Raw genomic sequence first — 15,555 nt, 5'->3', positions numbered from 1 at the left:
TCTCACGCATGAGCTTTGGCTGTCCCCTAGCTGACCTGAGACGGAGCAAGCATTCCGAGCCACGCTACGGCGCCCAGAATGATAATCGCAACAACGAATTCTGTCAGGATGCTGTTTCGCATCAGGGCAACGCTGCGATCATAATTCCCTTCCCTGACCATAACTTCAAGCCGGGGACCCAGGTGAAACCGGTTTGCTGCAGCCAGAAGAAGCATCAGAACAAACAGAGCCGTCTTGGCAAGCAATATCCTCCCCCAGGAACTGTTGAATAAGGGAGTTAAGTTACCCTCAGCAATATACAGATAGTTGACCAGCGCACTCAGGATCAGGGCTACAACAATCACCGTTCCTGCCGTGGCAAATTTTGCCAGGGAGTCAGATATCACAATGACGCTCTGTGCATTATGCTCGTTTCTGCGCATCAGCAGGATAGCAAATGCAACCAGAGCACCTGTCCAGGCACCTGCAGCGCCGAGATGGGTCAGATCGCTCAGTAAATGGAGATAGTAATGCAGACCGTCATGCATAACGGCGTGTCCTCCCCAGGCAAGTGTAGCCAGCGCCACGCCCCCACTCATCGTCATCAGCAGGCAGGACAATACTCTCTTATTAGTGTAAAGGAACAAAGCACCGAGTGTGGTAAACAGGGCACAGAGCCTGACAATCCAGCTAATACCCACATCAGTTTCTTCTATCACCATCTCGATAACATGGATGGATAATTCTCTGAGGTCAGTTACTCCACTCATGGCATTAGATACCAGGAGCATATTAATGCCAGTAAGAATGATGCCTGTAACAACAGCAAAAGTTATAAACGACCTGAAATTAGTCAGGTTATAGGTTTCATGTCTGACACCGCTTATTCCATATATCTGAAAAAATGGCAATCCAAATATTACCATCAAATCCAGATAAAGAAGAAAACGAATAACAATCATAATCAGGTCGTTCATAATATTACTTCACTGTAAAGGTGTAATTACCGGTAATAGGGTGCGTATCTGAAGAAACCGCGCGCCAGTCAACACGATAAGTGCCAGCGGGTAAAGGCTCTCGCGGAATAATGACCATCGATTTAGGGTCAGCGCCTGGCGCCACTTTTGCCGCGACCGGCATCGGAGAATGTGATGACATGCCTTTCATACCCGTCATCGTTAATTTTGCACCTGAGAATTTCACGGTCAGATTTTCCGAGAAATTAAGCTGAATCTTTTCCGGGGCCGCTACGGCTGAATCAGCCTGTGGCACAGAGCTTTTTAATTCCGGATGGGCCATAGCAGAGAAAGCAACGCCCATAACGAGGCCACCTGTAAGAATGGCTTTATTTAAAATCGACATTTTATTTACCTGTTTAGTTGAGTGTTTTATATCAGTGCGTTAAAACCAGATTCTGGCTCCCGCCAGGAATACTACCTGATGGTCTTTCTCACCTTCTCTTTTCGCCATATCGGATGTTTTCCCGTAAAGTTGATTCCAGGAAACGCCTATATAGGGTGCAAACTCACGGCGTATTTCATAGCGCAGCCGGAGCCCCAGCTCTGTGTCAGTCAGTCCCCTGCCGCGACCCCGCGATTCATCATCCTGACTGTAGAAATTCACCTCATAGGATGGCTGGAGTATGAGCCGGTTAGTCAGTAAAACGTCGTATTCTCCTCCCAGACGAAGGGCTGCTTTTCCGCCATTACTGACAAAACCCGTAATTTCAGACTCAAAATTATAGAGTGCCAGCCCCTGAAAACCGACAGCAGCCCAGGTCCGGGCAGAAGCAGGTCTGAAATCCTGCCTGACACCCGCAACCAAATCCCACCATGGGCCAACCGCATGTCCCCAGAGTAACTGCGCTTCAGCCGCCTCCGTTTCCCCATTGCTTCGTTCACCTTCACTCTTTAGCCAAATCCGATCTGTGTCGCCTCCAATCCAGCTGTTAACACTCCAGCTGAAATTGTTGGTGTTATCCGACCGTTGCCATTCCAGTTGATCCAGCAGAACCAGATAATTAATCGCACTGTCGTGAATCGCATGCCCCTGTAAATTGCCGAATGCAGCCTTCCGGTCGGCATCGGTAACAGGCGGAATTGGCGTTCTGCTCTCAGTTACAATGGGCTCCATTGACGTCATCTCAGTGAAATTCTCATCTGCTGGCATCTGCATGGCAGACATGTCGTGCCCGGCGTGGGGATCTGCAGAGACGGAGCCCGCCGCAATAGAAAGCTGTGAGGTAAACAAACCGGCGACCAGAACAGGTATGGCCTTCAAATTTCTCTTCATTCGCATCATTCCTCCACCCGGACTTCACGAAACATTCCCATTTCCATGTGATAGAGCAAATGGCAGTGATACGCCCAGCGGCCAAGCGCATCTGCTGTCACTCTGTAACTGCGTTTTGTACCAGGGGGAACATCTATTGTGTGTTTACGAACCATGAAATTACCGTTTTCATCTTCCAGATCGCTCCACATACCATGCAGGTGAATGGGGTGAGTCATCATGGTATCGTTGATCAGCGTGATCCTGAGCCGCTCACCGTATTTCAGCAGCACCGGTGCGGCATCTGAAAACTTGATTCCGTTAAATGACCAGGCAAACTTTTCCATGTGGCCGGTTAAATGCAGTTCTATGGTACGGCCAGGTTCACGTCCGTCAGGATCCTCAAAGCGGCTTTTCAAATCCGCGTACGTGAGAACCTTTCTTCCGTTATTTCGAAGACCAATACCCGGATCATTTAACTTCGGAGAGACGCTCATCGCCTGCATATCAACCAGTGGGTTATCCGTTTCTGACGCAGGATGACTTTGCATACCCGGCATTCCGGCCATCCGGGAATGATCCATACCGGCCATGCTGCTGTGATCCATGGGCGCGGAGGATGTCCCGCTATCCGGAAGGTCAGCACCGTCCATAGACATCATCTCTCCGCTGTTATCCATGCCTCCCATCTGGCTGTGGTCCATTCCTGCCATATCATGTCCCATTCCCCCCATACCCATATCTTCCATGGTCAACAGAGGACGGGGATCGAGGGGGGGAACGGCAGCACTTAACCCCTCTCTCGTGGCCAGTGTCCCTCGAGCGTAACCGGTCCTGTCCATGGATTGTGCGAAGATGGTATAGGCCTCACCCTGAGGCTCCACAATGACATCATAGGTTTCGGCAACGGCAATCCTGAATTCGTCAACGGTAACCGGGTTTACATACTGGCCATCTGCAGCCACGACCGTCATTTTCAGCCCGGGGATACGGATATCGAAATAGGTCATTGCCGAGCCGTTGATAAACCGTAAGCGTATCTTTTCACCGGGACGGAACAGTCCGGTCCAGTTTTTCAGCGGGGCCTGCCCGTTCATGAGATAGGTGTAGGTGTAGCCACTGACATCCGCGAGGTCAGTCGGATTCATTTTCATTTCAGCCCACATTTTCCGATCGGCAATGGTGGCTGACAGCCCCCTGGTATTCACGTCGCGGAAAAAAGAGCCAACGGTTGGTTTATTGAAATTGTAGTAATCCGACTGTTTTTTTAATTTTTTCAGCAGGCTGTGAGGATTTTCATCGGTCCAGTCAGACAACATGACCACATGCTCACGATCGTAAGTAAACGGTTCTGGCTCCCCGGCATCGATGATAATGGCACCGTATACCCCCTCCTGTTCCTGCAGACCGGAATGGCTGTGGTACCAGTAAGTCCCGTTCTGCTTAACCTTAAAGGTGTAAACGTAGGTATCATCAGGCTCTATGCCCATAAAACTCAGCCCCGGAACACCATCCATATTGGCCGGAAGAATAATGCCGTGCCAGTGAATGGACGTCTGTTCATTAAGACGGTTTTTGACCTTCAGGGTAATGGTGTCACCTTCTTTCCAGCGAAGAACGGGCCCCGGCAGGCCTCCATTGATTGTTTTGGCCTGACGCTCACTGCCCGTGATATTGACGGCCGTTTCACCAATGGTCAGGTCAAACTGAGTACCCTGCAGGGATGCGGCAACTGGCAGGCTCAGACTGGAACGCGCATTGAAACTCCATACGCCAAGACTTCCGGCTACGCCAGAGAGGGTTAACCCCTTCAGGAAAGTTCGTCGAGACGTTTTCAACAGCATGCGCATTCCCTTATTTAAAGTATGGTTACTGACAGAATTCGAGAACCGATTTAAATTAAATTACTGGTTCATCCACTTACAATGAAATGAATCTAGCACACCTTAAGAAACAAATTCATTACAATCGTGTAATGTACATAGCTGTATTACATTTACGTCATCTTCCCCACAGGTTGATTATTTTTATATATGATCATAAGGACATCTTTTATGTACCTCAGAAGGTAATTACACATGAATATATTAATCACGACCACTGCGTTTACAGCTTTATTTTGTGGGGCAGCTTTTGCTCAGTCCAGTGATATTGCCCATGAAGCACATCGATTTGTTAATAATGCCTCAGCCGTCAGTCATGTGAATTCCTCGACGCATGAAAACTTACCGGACAGGGTTAATAAAAACAACACGCCCTCATTCTCTGAAATGAATGAACATGAAAGGGCCATTGTTGCTCATTCATTTATGAACAACAGCGCGTCCTATGCGCATCAGAAAATGATTGAGGAACATAAAAAAATGCTGTCCGGCAGTGATGCAAATTCAAAGACCTCGTCTTCTTCTTTTAACGAACTGAATGCCGGAGAAAAAGCCGCTCTCGTGCATGAGCAGGTCAATAATGCCGGTGCGGAAGCACATCAGACGCAGGCAAGAAAGCTTCGCGGGCTGTATTCGACCAGGTAACTGCAGGCGGGTTAGTGCTTAGCGTCAGGTGCGCAGCAGGGCTTTACTGACGGGTTACGTAGCAGGACATGAGCCCCATATTGCTCTGCCGTAACCTGTTTCAGTCCCGTTAATCATCACCGTCGGGCTGGTCATACAGTTCCCAGAGCTTCAGGAGCAAACGGGAAACAAGATATGTTACAAAAATGACGACCATCAACGGTGCTCCCGATTAACTGACAGATGACACGCCTCCTGAAAACCCCTAGCATACGCCGCAGTGTTCATGCTAACGGCGAATTCCAGTAAATGTATTCTACCGATGTCGTAAAAGAAAATGCCTACCTTTCAGCCACCCGCTCGGGGCTGGAATCGAACGAGATCGCTACTCTTCAGCGCTCCTTGCCTTCCCGGTTTAATCTGCGGCATTTGAAAAAAAATGAATCATTAAAACTCGTACTGCAAAAGAAAGCGGGAAAATCACGTGTCGTGGCCTATAAATTTACGTCCGGTTCATTTAATTACACGGCGTATCGTATATCAGATAAAAAGTTCTATAACCTTTCCGATACTTCCGGGAAAGGCAGTCTCGATTATCCGTTACCGGCCACAGCAAGACTCAGTTCGCCTTTCAATCCTGCAAGACTTAACCCGGTATCGGGAAAAGTGAGTCCCCATAATGGCATTGATTATTCCATGCCCATGAACACGAAAATAGTCAGCGTCATCGACGGAAAAATCACCCGGGCCGAATACAACAGTACCATGGGATATTTTGTTGAAGTAACGGGAAAAGCCGGTGTTAAAACTCGCTATCTCCACCTCAATAAAATACTCGTTACTAAAGGGGCCAGGGTTACACGGGGAGGTGCTATTGCGTTATCCGGTAACAGCGGACGTTCATCCGGTCCTCATCTGCATTACGAGCTGGTCATCAATAACAACCCTGTTAACTCTCTGGCGTTCCGGGCAGCGGCACCCGCTGATAACAAACTCGAACAGCATGCCTTTGCGCATGCCAGAGACTACGAACGATACCTGGACTGATAACGGGACCGCGACGCGGCCCCGTCTGCCGGATTAATTTTTTTTATCGTTTTCACTTCCGTGATGTTGATGATCTCCATGCCCTCCGTGGCCGTGGAAAAGATGCATTAGCGGGCAGACCAGCAATAACAGATATGGCCAGTAACCTGCCACATGTGACCAGTGTTCGCGCAGGAGGGCAAATGCCGCGATCGCGGCGACAGCAATAAGCGCATAGGTGGTACTTTTCATACTGGACTCCTTCTGTTCGTAACTGACCCTTCACTCAGTGTTATTTCCCGAGCCTGACACTTTTCAGACGCAACGCATTCACAATGACGCTGACGGAGGAAAGAGCCATGGCCGCCGCCGCAATAACTGGCGACAGCAGTATTCCATACACAGGATAAAGCAGACCTGCAGCCACAGGCACGCCAAGTGCGTTGTAGATAAATGCAAAAAACAGATTCTGACGGATATTTTTCATGGTGATCTCTGACAGATGACGGGCCCTGTTCAGTATCATCAAGTCGCCTTTGAGAAGGGTGACTCCGGCACTTTCAATTGCCACATCTGTACCCGTTCCCATGGCTATACCCACGTCAGCCGCTGCCAGCGCCGGGGCATCATTCACACCGTCTCCGGCCATCGCAACCACATGGCCAGACTCTTTCAGTCGGGTTATCACTGCTTTTTTGCCATCCGGCAGAATTCCGGCTTCAACCTCATCTATTCCCAGTTTCCGTGCGACTGCTTCAGCAGTAAGCTGGTTATCCCCGGTGAGCATAACGATGCGGATCCCCGCCTGACGCAAAGCTTTAAGCGCATCCGGCGTGGTTGTTTTCACGGGATCCGAGATAGCTATCAGGCCTGCAAGGTCCCCGTCTGTGGCCACATAGATAACGGTAGCGCCTTCCATCCGCAACGTATCCGCAACGGCCTTTTGATTATCAATAACTATACTGTTTTCCTGCATAGCCAGTTCATTACCAATAACAACCCGTTGACCTTCGACATCGCCTGAGACACCTTTACCCGACGGTGCATCGAAATGAGTGACTGCGGGTATTGCGATCCCCTTTTCCTGTGCTGCTTTAACTACTGCCATACCCAGCGGATGCTGCGAGCCTTTTTCCACTGCGGCTGTTACACGCAAAAGAGATGTTTCCCCACCCGGATTGAGACTGATAATCCCTGTCACCGTAGGCGAACCTTCCGTGAGCGTGCCTGTTTTGTCGACAACCAGCGTGTCCACTTTTTCAAGACGCTCAAGGGCTTCGGCATTCCTGATTAACACCCCGGCCTGGGCTCCTTTGCCCACCCCCACCATTATCGACATCGGCGTGGCCAGCCCCAGCGCGCAGGGACAGGCAATAATCAGGACCGACACAGCCGCAATGAGACCGTGCGCCATCCTGGGCTCGGGCCCCCAGACAGACCAGATCACGAAAGCAACAACCGCGATAAGTATCACCAGAGGAACAAACCAGCCTGAAACGCTGTCAGCCATTCTCTGGATGGGGGCACGCGAACGCTGTGCATCAGCGACCATCTGAACAATTCGTGAGAGCATTGTTTCATCACCGACTTTCTCTGCACGGATGATGAGACTCCCTGTCTGATTAATGGTCCCCCCGATGACAGGGTCACCCTCCGTTTTGGTAACCGGCATAGATTCCCCGGTCACCATCGATTCATCAACGGTTGTTTTGCCTTCGATCACGATACCGTCGACCGGAATACTCTCTCCAGGTCTGATGCGGAGCTTATCGCCAGGCAGGACATCTTCCGCATTAATATCCGTTTCATGACCGTCATGATCCAGCCGTCTGGCGGTTTTGGGGGCAAGGTTCAGAAGCGCAGTAATGGCGCCTGAGGTTTGTTCCCGTGCCCGCAGCTCAAGAACCTGTCCCAGCAGAACAAGCACCGTAATAACTGCTGCGGCTTCAAAATAAACGGCCACCAGGCCATCCATGTTTCTGAACGATGCAGGAAACCAGGAGGGGAAGACGGTTGCAATGACGCTGTAAACCCAGGCTACGCCGGTCCCCATTGCAACAAGGGTAAACATATTCAGGGAGCGGTTACGTAACGACATTCCGGCCCGGGCGAAGAATGGCCAGCCACACCACAACACGACAGGGGAGGCCAGAAGCAGCTGCAGCCATGTGTTGTACTGTGGCGGTACTGTATTCCTCAACTCGGGAAACAGATGAGATCCCATTTCGAGTACCAGAACCGGAAACGCCAGCAACAACCCCAGCCAGAAGCGTCTTGTCATGTCGTGAAGTTCATCACTCGGCCCCGTGGATGCCGTAGCTACGAGCGGCTCCAGTGCCATTCCACAGACAGGACAGCTTCCGGGACCACTGCGGCGTATCTCCGGGTGCATCGGACATGTCCACACACCTTCAGAATTCTCTTTTTCCGCCTGGTGGTGAGGCTGTTTTATCTGATCAGGGCTGACTTCGTGATGATCGTGGTGATGGTGATGGGAATGTTCACTGGCATCTTCGGTAAGATAACGATCGGGATGGGCTTTAAATTTACTCTCACAGCTGGCGGAGCAGAAATAAAGTTGATGGTCCTGGTATCGAATGCTGCTGTGCGCCCTGTCGGGCAGGATGGCCATCCCGCACACGGGATCTCTCACCTTATGCAATACGTGGCCCTCGTCCGGGGATAATGTCTGCTCAGAAGCAGTCTGGTTGTTGTGTTGCACTGCATTGTCATTTTTCACAGTAACTCTCCTTATGCATACCGAAGCATCTTCTGTCTTCAGGGTATGTCATGGATGCGATTACCACGAATATCGCCGGCACAGGAGTGCCTGCTACCGGCGTCCCGTTATCAGCCGTTCCGCTGACTATTCGATTCGCTGGAAGACTTTTTTACTTCCATCCGGTGAGAATGCGATAACATCGTAAGCCTCTTTTCGGGCTCCCATCTCCATTCCAGGACTTCCTGCTGGCATACCGGGGGTGGCGAGACCGTATATACCTGAACCAGACTGCATTGCCTTATGTATCGTTGTCGCAGGCACATGGCCTTCAATGATCAAATTACCGGCAACCGCGGAATGACAACTTCGCAGTCCTGCAGGAATAGCATGCTTTTCTTTCAGGGCTGACAGCGCCTGATCATTCATGACGTGAGTTCGTACTTCAAACCCGTCTTTTTCCATCGCCTTGCCCCACAGGGAACAACAGCCACAGTTTTCAGATTTGTACATATCAATCACTTTTTCACTCGCCATCGCGGGCAGTGAAAGGCCGAGAGCCAGCGCCATCAGAACCACTTTTTTCATACTCACCTCTGTATATTATCGATTTAAACCCTGACGTCAGGGTGAATCAGTAAAGAAGGACACCCACAGGGGGTGCCCTTTCAGGTTCAGGACACGCTTTTTTTATGTCTGCGCAGCCAGATTAATTTGTAGGCGGCAGGAATAATGAACAGGGACAGCAGCGGAGCCGTGATCATCCCACCAATCATGGGTGCCGCGATACGGCTCATGACTTCTGAACCTGCACCGGTTCCCCAGAGTATTGGCAGCAGACCCGCAATGATCACCGCCACGGTCATGGCTTTCGGCCGGACACGCAGTACGGCACCATGATAGAGGGCTTCATCAAGGCCTTCCGGTGTGAACGTCTCTTTACGGGACAATTCCGGGTGCGCTTCAATGGCATGACGCAGATACATCAGCATGACCACGCCAAACTCTGCTGCCACCCCGGCCAGAGCGATAAACCCCGTTCCGGTTGCGACAGACATATGGAAGCCCTGCCAGTACAGGAACCATATCCCGCCAACCAGGGCGAACGGCAGGCTCATCAGGATCAGCAGGGCTTCATCAACCCGGCGGAATGCCAGATACAACAGGATGAAGATGATCATCACCGTCATCGGCACCATCAGCTTCAGTTTCTTGTTGGCATGCTCAAGCAGTTCAAACTGTCCGGAGAATGACACGCTGGTACCCGGTCTCAGTTTCACTTTCTGACTGATCGCCGTTTTAATGTCATTAACCACCGACACCATATCCCTGCCGCGCGCGTCAATGTAAATCCAGCTGGCTGGACGGGCATTTTCCGTTTTCAGCATAGTCGGCCCGGAAACGACCTTAATATCCGCAACATCGCCCAGCGTGATCTGCTGCTTCATCGGGGTCAGGATCGGCATCTGTTTCAGGGCCTGCGGGCTGTTCCGGTAATCCTGCGGATAGCGGATATTAATCGGGTACCGGGCCACGCCTTCAACCGTTTCCCCTACCGTCGCGCCGCCGATGGCTGATGAGATGAACAGCTGCACATCGCCCACCGTCATTCCGTAGCGGGAGGCTTTTTCCCGGTTGATATCCACATCAATGTAGCGCCCGCCTTCCAGTCGCTCTGCGAGAGCAGACACTACGCCGGGTACGGTTTTGGCGACCGCTTCGATACTCTGCGCCGTTGCATCGATATCGGACAGAACCGTTCCGGACACCTTGATACCTATCGGGCTTTTGATCCCGGTTGAGAGCATATCAATACGGTTACGGATTGGCGGCACCCAGAGGTTTGCCAGCCCCGGTAAACGGACGGTCCTGTCGAGTTCTTCAATAATCTTGTCAATCGTCATGCCTGGACGCCACTGATCCTCAGGTTTGAGCTGGATCGTGGTTTCAACCATTTCGAGCGGTGCGGAATCCGTGGCGGTCTCTGCTTTACCGGTCTTGCCAAATACAGAGGCCACTTCAGGAACGCTTTTGATTAACTTGTCCGTCGTCTGCAGGAGCGCTGCAGCTTCAGCCGGAGAGACACCCGGCAGGGTCGACGGCATATACAACAGGTCGCCCTCGTTAATCTTCGGCAGAAACTCACCGCCCACCTGGCTCAGCGGCCAGATAACGGTGAAAATGGACAAGGCCGCAACCAACAGGGTTGTTTTTGGCCAGTGGAGAACCCGCAACAGCAATGGATGATACGCTTTGATCAGTACCCGGTTCAGGGGGTTACTGGTCTCTGCAGGAATTTTCCCCCGGATCCAGAATCCCATCAGAATCGGAATGACGATGATGGCCAGCGCGGCCGCGCCCGCCATGGAGTACGTTTTCGTGAATGCCAGCGGGCCAAACAGACGTCCTTCCTGACCTTCCAGGGTAAAGATAGGAATAAAGGACAGGGTGATGATCAGCAGGCTGATAAACAGTGCGGGTCCCACTTCAACGGAGGCATCGGTAATCACCTTCCAGCGGGTGGCGTTGTCAATCTGCTCACCCGGATGCTGATGATCCCACTCCTCAAGCCGCTTATGCGCATTCTCAATCATCACAATGGCGGCATCCACCATCGCACCGACGGCAATCGCTATCCCTCCCAGCGACATGATATTGGCGTTCAGTCCCTGGAAGTGCATGACGATAAAGGCGATACACAGACCAAGCGGCAGAGAGATAATCGCCACCAGGGCAGAACGTACGTGCCACAGGAACAGGGCACAGACGATGGCCACCACGATAAACTCTTCCAGAAGTTTGGAACTGAGGTTATCAATCGCCCGGTCGATGAGCTGGCTGCGATCGTAGGTGGTCACGATTTCAACGCCTTCCGGCAGGCTGGCCTTCAGCGTCTCAAGTTTATCCCTCACTGCCGTGATAACGTCGCGTGCATTTTTACCCGACCGCAGGATCACCACGCCGCCAGCGACTTCGCCCTGGCCGTTCAGCTCGGCAATACCACGCCGCATTTCAGGCCCGGTCTGCACGCGGGCAACATCCCGCAGATAAACCGGCACGCCGTTCTCGCCTGTTTTCAGGACGATGTTATTAAAATCATCAATGCTCTGAAGATAACCGCTGGCACGGACCATATACTCAGCTTCGGCCATTTCAACGGATGAGCCACCGGCCTCCTGGTTAGACGATTCAAGGGCCTGTTTCACTTCGGGCAGGCTGATACCATACTGAGACAATTTTACCGGATTGACCTGAATCTGGTACTGTTTCACCACGCCGCCAACCGAAGCGACCTCAGCCACGTTCGGGATGGTTTTCAGCTCAAATTTCAGGAACCAGTCCTGCAGAGAACGCAGTTCTGAAAGGTCGTGTTTTCCGCTGCGATCGACAAGGGCATATTCAAATATCCAGCCCACCCCCGTGGCGTCCGGACCGATTTCAGAACTCACACCGGCGGGCAGTTTTCCCTGTACCTGGTTCAGGTACTCCAGCACGCGGGAACGGGCCCAGTACAGATCGGTGCCGTCTTCAAAAATGACATACACATACGAATCACCGAACTGTGAAAAACCACGCACGGTTTTTGCGCCAGGCACGGACAGCATGGTGGTGGTAAGTGGATAGGTGACCTGGTTTTCTACAATCTGCGGGGCCTGGCCGGGATAGCTGGTTTTGATAATGACCTGCACATCTGACAGGTCAGGCAAGGCATCGACAGGCGTGTTAATAATCGTCCATGTGCCCCAGATGCTGAGAAACAGGGCCCCCATCATGACCAGGAAACGGTTGGCGACAGAGCGCCGGATAATCCATTCAATCATCGTCGTCTCCTCAGTGCCCTGAATGCATATTTACAGGCTGGTCAGACATTGCTGGCATACTGCTTTCTGTTTTTTCAGGGTGGCGCATACGTTCCAGTGCGCCCGTAATATTGGCTTCAGAGTCAATGAGGAACAGGCCACTGACCACCACGGTATCGCCTTCATTCAGGCCGGAGCCGATGCCGGACTGTTGCTGTGACTCATGCAGAACGTGGATCTGTTTCGGCACAAACTTGCCTTCATCATCAACAGTAATCACGCGCTGTTCTTTGCCGGTATCGATAACGGCCTGGCTTGGTATCAGCAGCATCTCCTGGCTTCTGGTATTCAGTTTCAGATAGGCATTCATGCCCGGCTTGAGAAACTCATCCTTATTAGAAACCTGGAGACGGACCTGAAGCGTACGGGTTGTCTGATCCACGCTGGGAAGAATATTCCATTTTTCGACATGGAATGTTTTATCCGGATAAGCCGGTACCGAAATTTCAAACTGCGACGTATCTTTCAGCAGATAGGCGATAGATTCTGGCACTGCAGCGCTGATCCAGACCGGGTCCATTCCCTGAATCTGAGCCACCACCTTATCTTTCGAAATATTCATGCCGGTGCGCAGGTCAAATGCAGTAATGACACCATCAATAGGTGCTTTAATGGTAAAACGGGTCTGAATGCTCCGGGTAGAACGCAGTCTCTGAATATCCTCTTCCGGCATACCTGCCAGGCGAAGCCGTTCCAGAACGCCTTTAATTTGCGTGGAAGTACCACCGGTGCTGGATAACAGAAGGAATTCACTCTGTGCTTCCACCCAGTCCGGAATGGTAATATCGATAAGTGGCGTCCCCTTCTTCACATGATCGCCAATCGTCATGGGGTAGACTTTTTCGACAAACCCGTCAGAACGCGCCTGCACAATAACAAACTGATACTCGTTATAGCTGACATTAGCCGGGATTGTCTGAGAATAATTCAGCATTCCTCGCGTGACTTTTTGCGTTTTTAATCCCAGATTCTGAACCTGGGTTGGGTCGATACGGATCCCGCCACTGCTTTTATCGCCACTGTCATCAGCATATTTTGGCACCAGGTCCATATCCATAAAGGGCGATTTTCCGGGTTTATCAAATTTGGTATCCGGTTTCATTGGGTCATACCAGAAAAGCACCTTTCGTTCCGGTGCCTTTTGTTCTGTTTTTTCTGTCTTTTGTGCTGAGTTTACATACTGCCAGGCAGTAACCGATATCAGCCCCCCTGCTATGAGGCTGCTGATAATTATTGCAGCATATTTTATCTTTAAAGAAGCCATACAATTTTCCGCTAAAAAATCAAAACACCTGGCATATGCGCCTGACGGTTAACTCACACATATACCTATGTGAATGTACAGGCGCACAGGATGTAATCGCTCCGGACAGCCAATCAGGACTGCGTCACGTTAATGCTTTTGAGTAAGGAGATATTGCCCTGCTGAATAAACGAGAAATCGACATGGTTGCCTGTTTTCAGGGCATTAATAGCATCGTCTGCATTAACAAAAGTAAAGCGCATGGTCATTGCAGGCCAGCCCACCGCTGGAATTGCTTCATGCGAAATGGTGATTTTCTTAGTATTCATATCAATGTCTTTAACGACACCGGTGCCCTTGATAACTTGCTGTACCGAAGCATCACTGGCAGTATTCATATCGCCATGCTGATGTGTTTCAGCATGAAGACCGGCAGAAAACATGACAGAGAAGGCACCAAATAAAACGGCTTTAAGTGAATTACGCATTTTAATTTCCTGATTAATTAAATAAATTTACTCTACCCAACCGCCACCCAGCGCGGTAAACAGATTAATTTCGTTAACCTGCCGGGAATAGGTAAGATCGAGAATGGTTTGCTGGGTAGCGAAGAGGGAACGTTCTGCATCCAGCACTTCGATGTAACTGACAGCACCACTTGCATACAATCCTCTGGCACGCTGGAGAGTTATCTGAAGTGAATCAAGATAACGCTGCTGTGACTCAAGTTGCTGGCTAAGGCTGTCGCGCAGCGCAAGCGTGTCGGAAACATCCTTAAAGGCTGACTGAATTTTTTGTTCGTAATTAACCACCGACTGTTGCTGGCGAATTTCAGCCAGCTTCAGATTGGCTTTATTCCTGCCAGCATTAAATATAGGAATTTCAATTTTAGGGATAAAATTCCACATTCCACTTCCTGACGTAAACAGGCTGGACAGCTCCGTACTGCTTGCGGAAAGACCACTGGTCAGGGTAATTGAGGGGAAAAAGGCCGCTCGCGCTGCGCCAATATTGGCATCAGCCGCTTTCAGCTGATATTCCGCTTCCATAATATCCGGTCGCTGCAGCAAAATTTGTGAAGACAGATTTGGTGGCAATTTTACTGGGGCTATCTCCCCGCCTTTCATCCCTTTTTCTGACGGAAGTGCGCGGTACGTTCCCAGCACCAGTTGCAGGGCATTGTTTGCCTGAGCCAGATCGCCTTCTCGTTTGGCTATTTCGGCGCGGGTACTTTCGATTTGTCCTCGCGCCTGTTCAAGTGCCAGAACGTTCGTACTCCCGGTCACGAGCTGCTGCTCAACGAAAGCATAGGACTGTTGATAATTTTTCAGCGTTTCCCGCGCAATACGAAGTTGTTCGTACGCCAGTTGCTGGCTGAAATAGCTTTGTGAAACGTTGGATACCAGCAGGATGTGTACGGCCCGACGGGCTTCTTCGCTGGCAAAGTAGTTCTGGCGATCAGCATCACTCATGTTCTTAAGTTTGCCGAAAAAATCGAGCTCATAGCTGAGCTCCAGTCTCGCGTCGTACTCCTGTGTGGTCGGCTTGTCACCTTTCAGACCACCGCTGTATGTTATCCCGGATGAGGCATTCAGCTGGGGATAACGATCTGCATCCGTGACGTTGAACTGGGCTCGGGCCTCTTCAACCTTCAGGGCAGCCATTCTCAAATCACGGTTATTAGTCAGAGCTTCACCGATCAACCGGGTAACCTGGGGATCGACAAAAAAGTTACGCCAGCCCGTATCCTGATAGCCATTTACCGCTGGCGTCAGGCTGTTATGGGACAGTGAAAACTGCTGGGGTACCGGTGCTGCGGGCCGCTGATATTCAGGCGCAAGCGACACGCAGCCTGCCAGGATGAATATCGTGCTAATGCTGAGTAATTTTAATTTGAACATAACGCTTCTCGTCCAGGCAGACCTGGTAAATGGTTCAAATGAAGTCCAG

General features: G+C 50.9%; 13 protein-coding genes. 2 read left to right on the top strand and 11 right to left on the bottom strand.

Annotation, left to right across the window (positions count from 1 at the left end):
- Positions 1-26: 26 nt before the first annotated feature.
- The 4 genes from pcoD to pcoA are packed head-to-tail and all read right to left on the bottom strand — an operon-like array spanning position 27 to position 4,094.
- Positions 27-905, bottom strand: coding sequence for a copper resistance inner membrane protein PcoD (gene pcoD, locus CU081_RS05340; RefSeq protein WP_229692861.1), 879 nt, complete (start codon positions 903-905; stop codon positions 27-29).
- 55 nt (positions 906-960) lie between these two features.
- The gene (gene pcoC, locus CU081_RS05335; RefSeq protein ID WP_000025662.1) at positions 961-1,341 is read right to left on the bottom strand and encodes a copper resistance system metallochaperone PcoC; all 381 of its coding nucleotides are present in this window, start codon (positions 1,339-1,341) and stop codon (positions 961-963) included.
- A 39-nt stretch (positions 1,342-1,380) separates the two neighbouring features.
- Positions 1,381-2,271 (bottom strand): copper resistance outer membrane transporter PcoB, encoded by an 891-nt coding sequence (gene pcoB / locus CU081_RS05330; RefSeq protein ID WP_001378118.1) that lies wholly within the window; start codon positions 2,269-2,271, stop codon positions 1,381-1,383.
- A 5-nt stretch (positions 2,272-2,276) separates the two neighbouring features.
- Entirely contained in the window at positions 2,277-4,094 is a 1,818-nt protein-coding gene (pcoA, locus tag CU081_RS05325) for a multicopper oxidase PcoA (protein ID WP_000925240.1), read from the bottom strand.
- 234 nt (positions 4,095-4,328) lie between these two features.
- Here pcoA and CU081_RS05320 point away from each other — a divergent pair, with 234 nt between their 5' ends.
- Both CU081_RS05320 and CU081_RS05315 read left to right on the top strand, forming a co-directional pair.
- Positions 4,329-4,778, top strand: coding sequence for a copper resistance protein (locus CU081_RS05320; RefSeq protein ID WP_001023257.1), 450 nt, complete (start codon positions 4,329-4,331; stop codon positions 4,776-4,778).
- 288 nt (positions 4,779-5,066) lie between these two features.
- Positions 5,067-5,804 carry a peptidoglycan DD-metalloendopeptidase family protein gene (locus tag CU081_RS05315; RefSeq protein ID WP_000287501.1) on the top strand — a complete coding sequence of 246 codons (738 nt, stop codon included), beginning with the start codon at positions 5,067-5,069 and terminating at the stop codon, positions 5,802-5,804.
- Positions 5,805-5,837: 33 nt separating this feature from the next.
- On the opposite strand, the gene CU081_RS05310 is transcribed toward CU081_RS05315, so the two are convergent.
- The 7 genes from CU081_RS05310 to silC form a co-directional block, all read right to left on the bottom strand.
- On the bottom strand, positions 5,838-6,035 hold the full coding sequence (locus tag CU081_RS05310; RefSeq protein ID WP_000843494.1) for a DUF2933 domain-containing protein: 198 nt from the start codon (positions 6,033-6,035) through the stop codon (positions 5,838-5,840).
- Between the two features lie 40 nt (positions 6,036-6,075).
- Complete coding sequence (gene silP / locus CU081_RS05305; protein ID WP_001353604.1) at positions 6,076-8,523, bottom strand: Ag(+)-translocating P-type ATPase SilP; 2,448 nt, start codon at positions 8,521-8,523, stop codon at positions 6,076-6,078.
- Between the two features lie 126 nt (positions 8,524-8,649).
- Positions 8,650-9,090 carry a DUF411 domain-containing protein gene (locus CU081_RS05300; protein WP_000758225.1) on the bottom strand — a complete coding sequence of 147 codons (441 nt, stop codon included), beginning with the start codon at positions 9,088-9,090 and terminating at the stop codon, positions 8,650-8,652.
- Between the two features lie 86 nt (positions 9,091-9,176).
- Entirely contained in the window at positions 9,177-12,323 is a 3,147-nt protein-coding gene (gene silA / locus CU081_RS05295; protein WP_000574029.1) for a Cu(+)/Ag(+) efflux RND transporter permease subunit SilA, read from the bottom strand.
- 10 nt (positions 12,324-12,333) lie between these two features.
- A complete protein-coding gene (gene silB / locus CU081_RS05290; RefSeq protein WP_000157620.1) occupies positions 12,334-13,626 on the bottom strand; it encodes a Cu(+)/Ag(+) efflux RND transporter periplasmic adaptor subunit SilB in 1,293 nt (430 codons plus the stop codon).
- 113 nt (positions 13,627-13,739) lie between these two features.
- The gene (gene cusF / locus CU081_RS05285) at positions 13,740-14,093 is read right to left on the bottom strand and encodes a cation efflux system protein CusF (protein WP_001246155.1); all 354 of its coding nucleotides are present in this window, start codon (positions 14,091-14,093) and stop codon (positions 13,740-13,742) included.
- Between the two features lie 27 nt (positions 14,094-14,120).
- On the bottom strand, positions 14,121-15,506 hold the full coding sequence (silC, locus tag CU081_RS05280; RefSeq protein ID WP_000475506.1) for a Cu(+)/Ag(+) efflux RND transporter outer membrane channel SilC: 1,386 nt from the start codon (positions 15,504-15,506) through the stop codon (positions 14,121-14,123).
- Positions 15,507-15,555: the final 49 nt, after the last annotated feature.

Source organism: Enterobacter sp. CRENT-193, from assembly GCF_002787395.1.
GTDB classification, from domain to species: domain Bacteria; phylum Pseudomonadota; class Gammaproteobacteria; order Enterobacterales; family Enterobacteriaceae; genus Enterobacter; species Enterobacter hormaechei_C.
Note: the sequence above shows the minus strand (reverse complement) of the source record. Positions and strands in the feature narration are given on the sequence as shown.

Bases quoted from the DNA above. Each gene is read 5' to 3' on its own strand.
- silC (WP_000475506.1), bottom strand. From the start codon at position 15,506: ATGTTCAAATTAAAATTACTCAGCATTAGCACGATATTCATCCTGGCA.
- pcoC (WP_000025662.1), bottom strand. From the start codon at position 1,341: ATGTCGATTTTAAATAAAGCCATTCTTACAGGTGGCCTCGTTATGGGC.
- CU081_RS05300 (WP_000758225.1), bottom strand. From the start codon at position 9,090: ATGAAAAAAGTGGTTCTGATGGCGCTGGCTCTCGGCCTTTCACTGCCC.
- CU081_RS05315 (WP_000287501.1), top strand. From the start codon at position 5,067: ATGTATTCTACCGATGTCGTAAAAGAAAATGCCTACCTTTCAGCCACC.
- CU081_RS05320 (WP_001023257.1), top strand. From the start codon at position 4,329: ATGAATATATTAATCACGACCACTGCGTTTACAGCTTTATTTTGTGGG.
- pcoB (WP_001378118.1), bottom strand. From the start codon at position 2,271: ATGAAGAGAAATTTGAAGGCCATACCTGTTCTGGTCGCCGGTTTGTTT.
- silA (WP_000574029.1), bottom strand. From the start codon at position 12,323: ATGATTGAATGGATTATCCGGCGCTCTGTCGCCAACCGTTTCCTGGTC.
- pcoD (WP_229692861.1), bottom strand. From the start codon at position 905: ATGGTAATATTTGGATTGCCATTTTTTCAGATATATGGAATAAGCGGT.
- cusF (WP_001246155.1), bottom strand. From the start codon at position 14,093: ATGCGTAATTCACTTAAAGCCGTTTTATTTGGTGCCTTCTCTGTCATG.
- CU081_RS05310 (WP_000843494.1), bottom strand. From the start codon at position 6,035: ATGAAAAGTACCACCTATGCGCTTATTGCTGTCGCCGCGATCGCGGCA.
- pcoA (WP_000925240.1), bottom strand. From the start codon at position 4,094: ATGCTGTTGAAAACGTCTCGACGAACTTTCCTGAAGGGGTTAACCCTC.
- silB (WP_000157620.1), bottom strand. From the start codon at position 13,626: ATGGCTTCTTTAAAGATAAAATATGCTGCAATAATTATCAGCAGCCTC.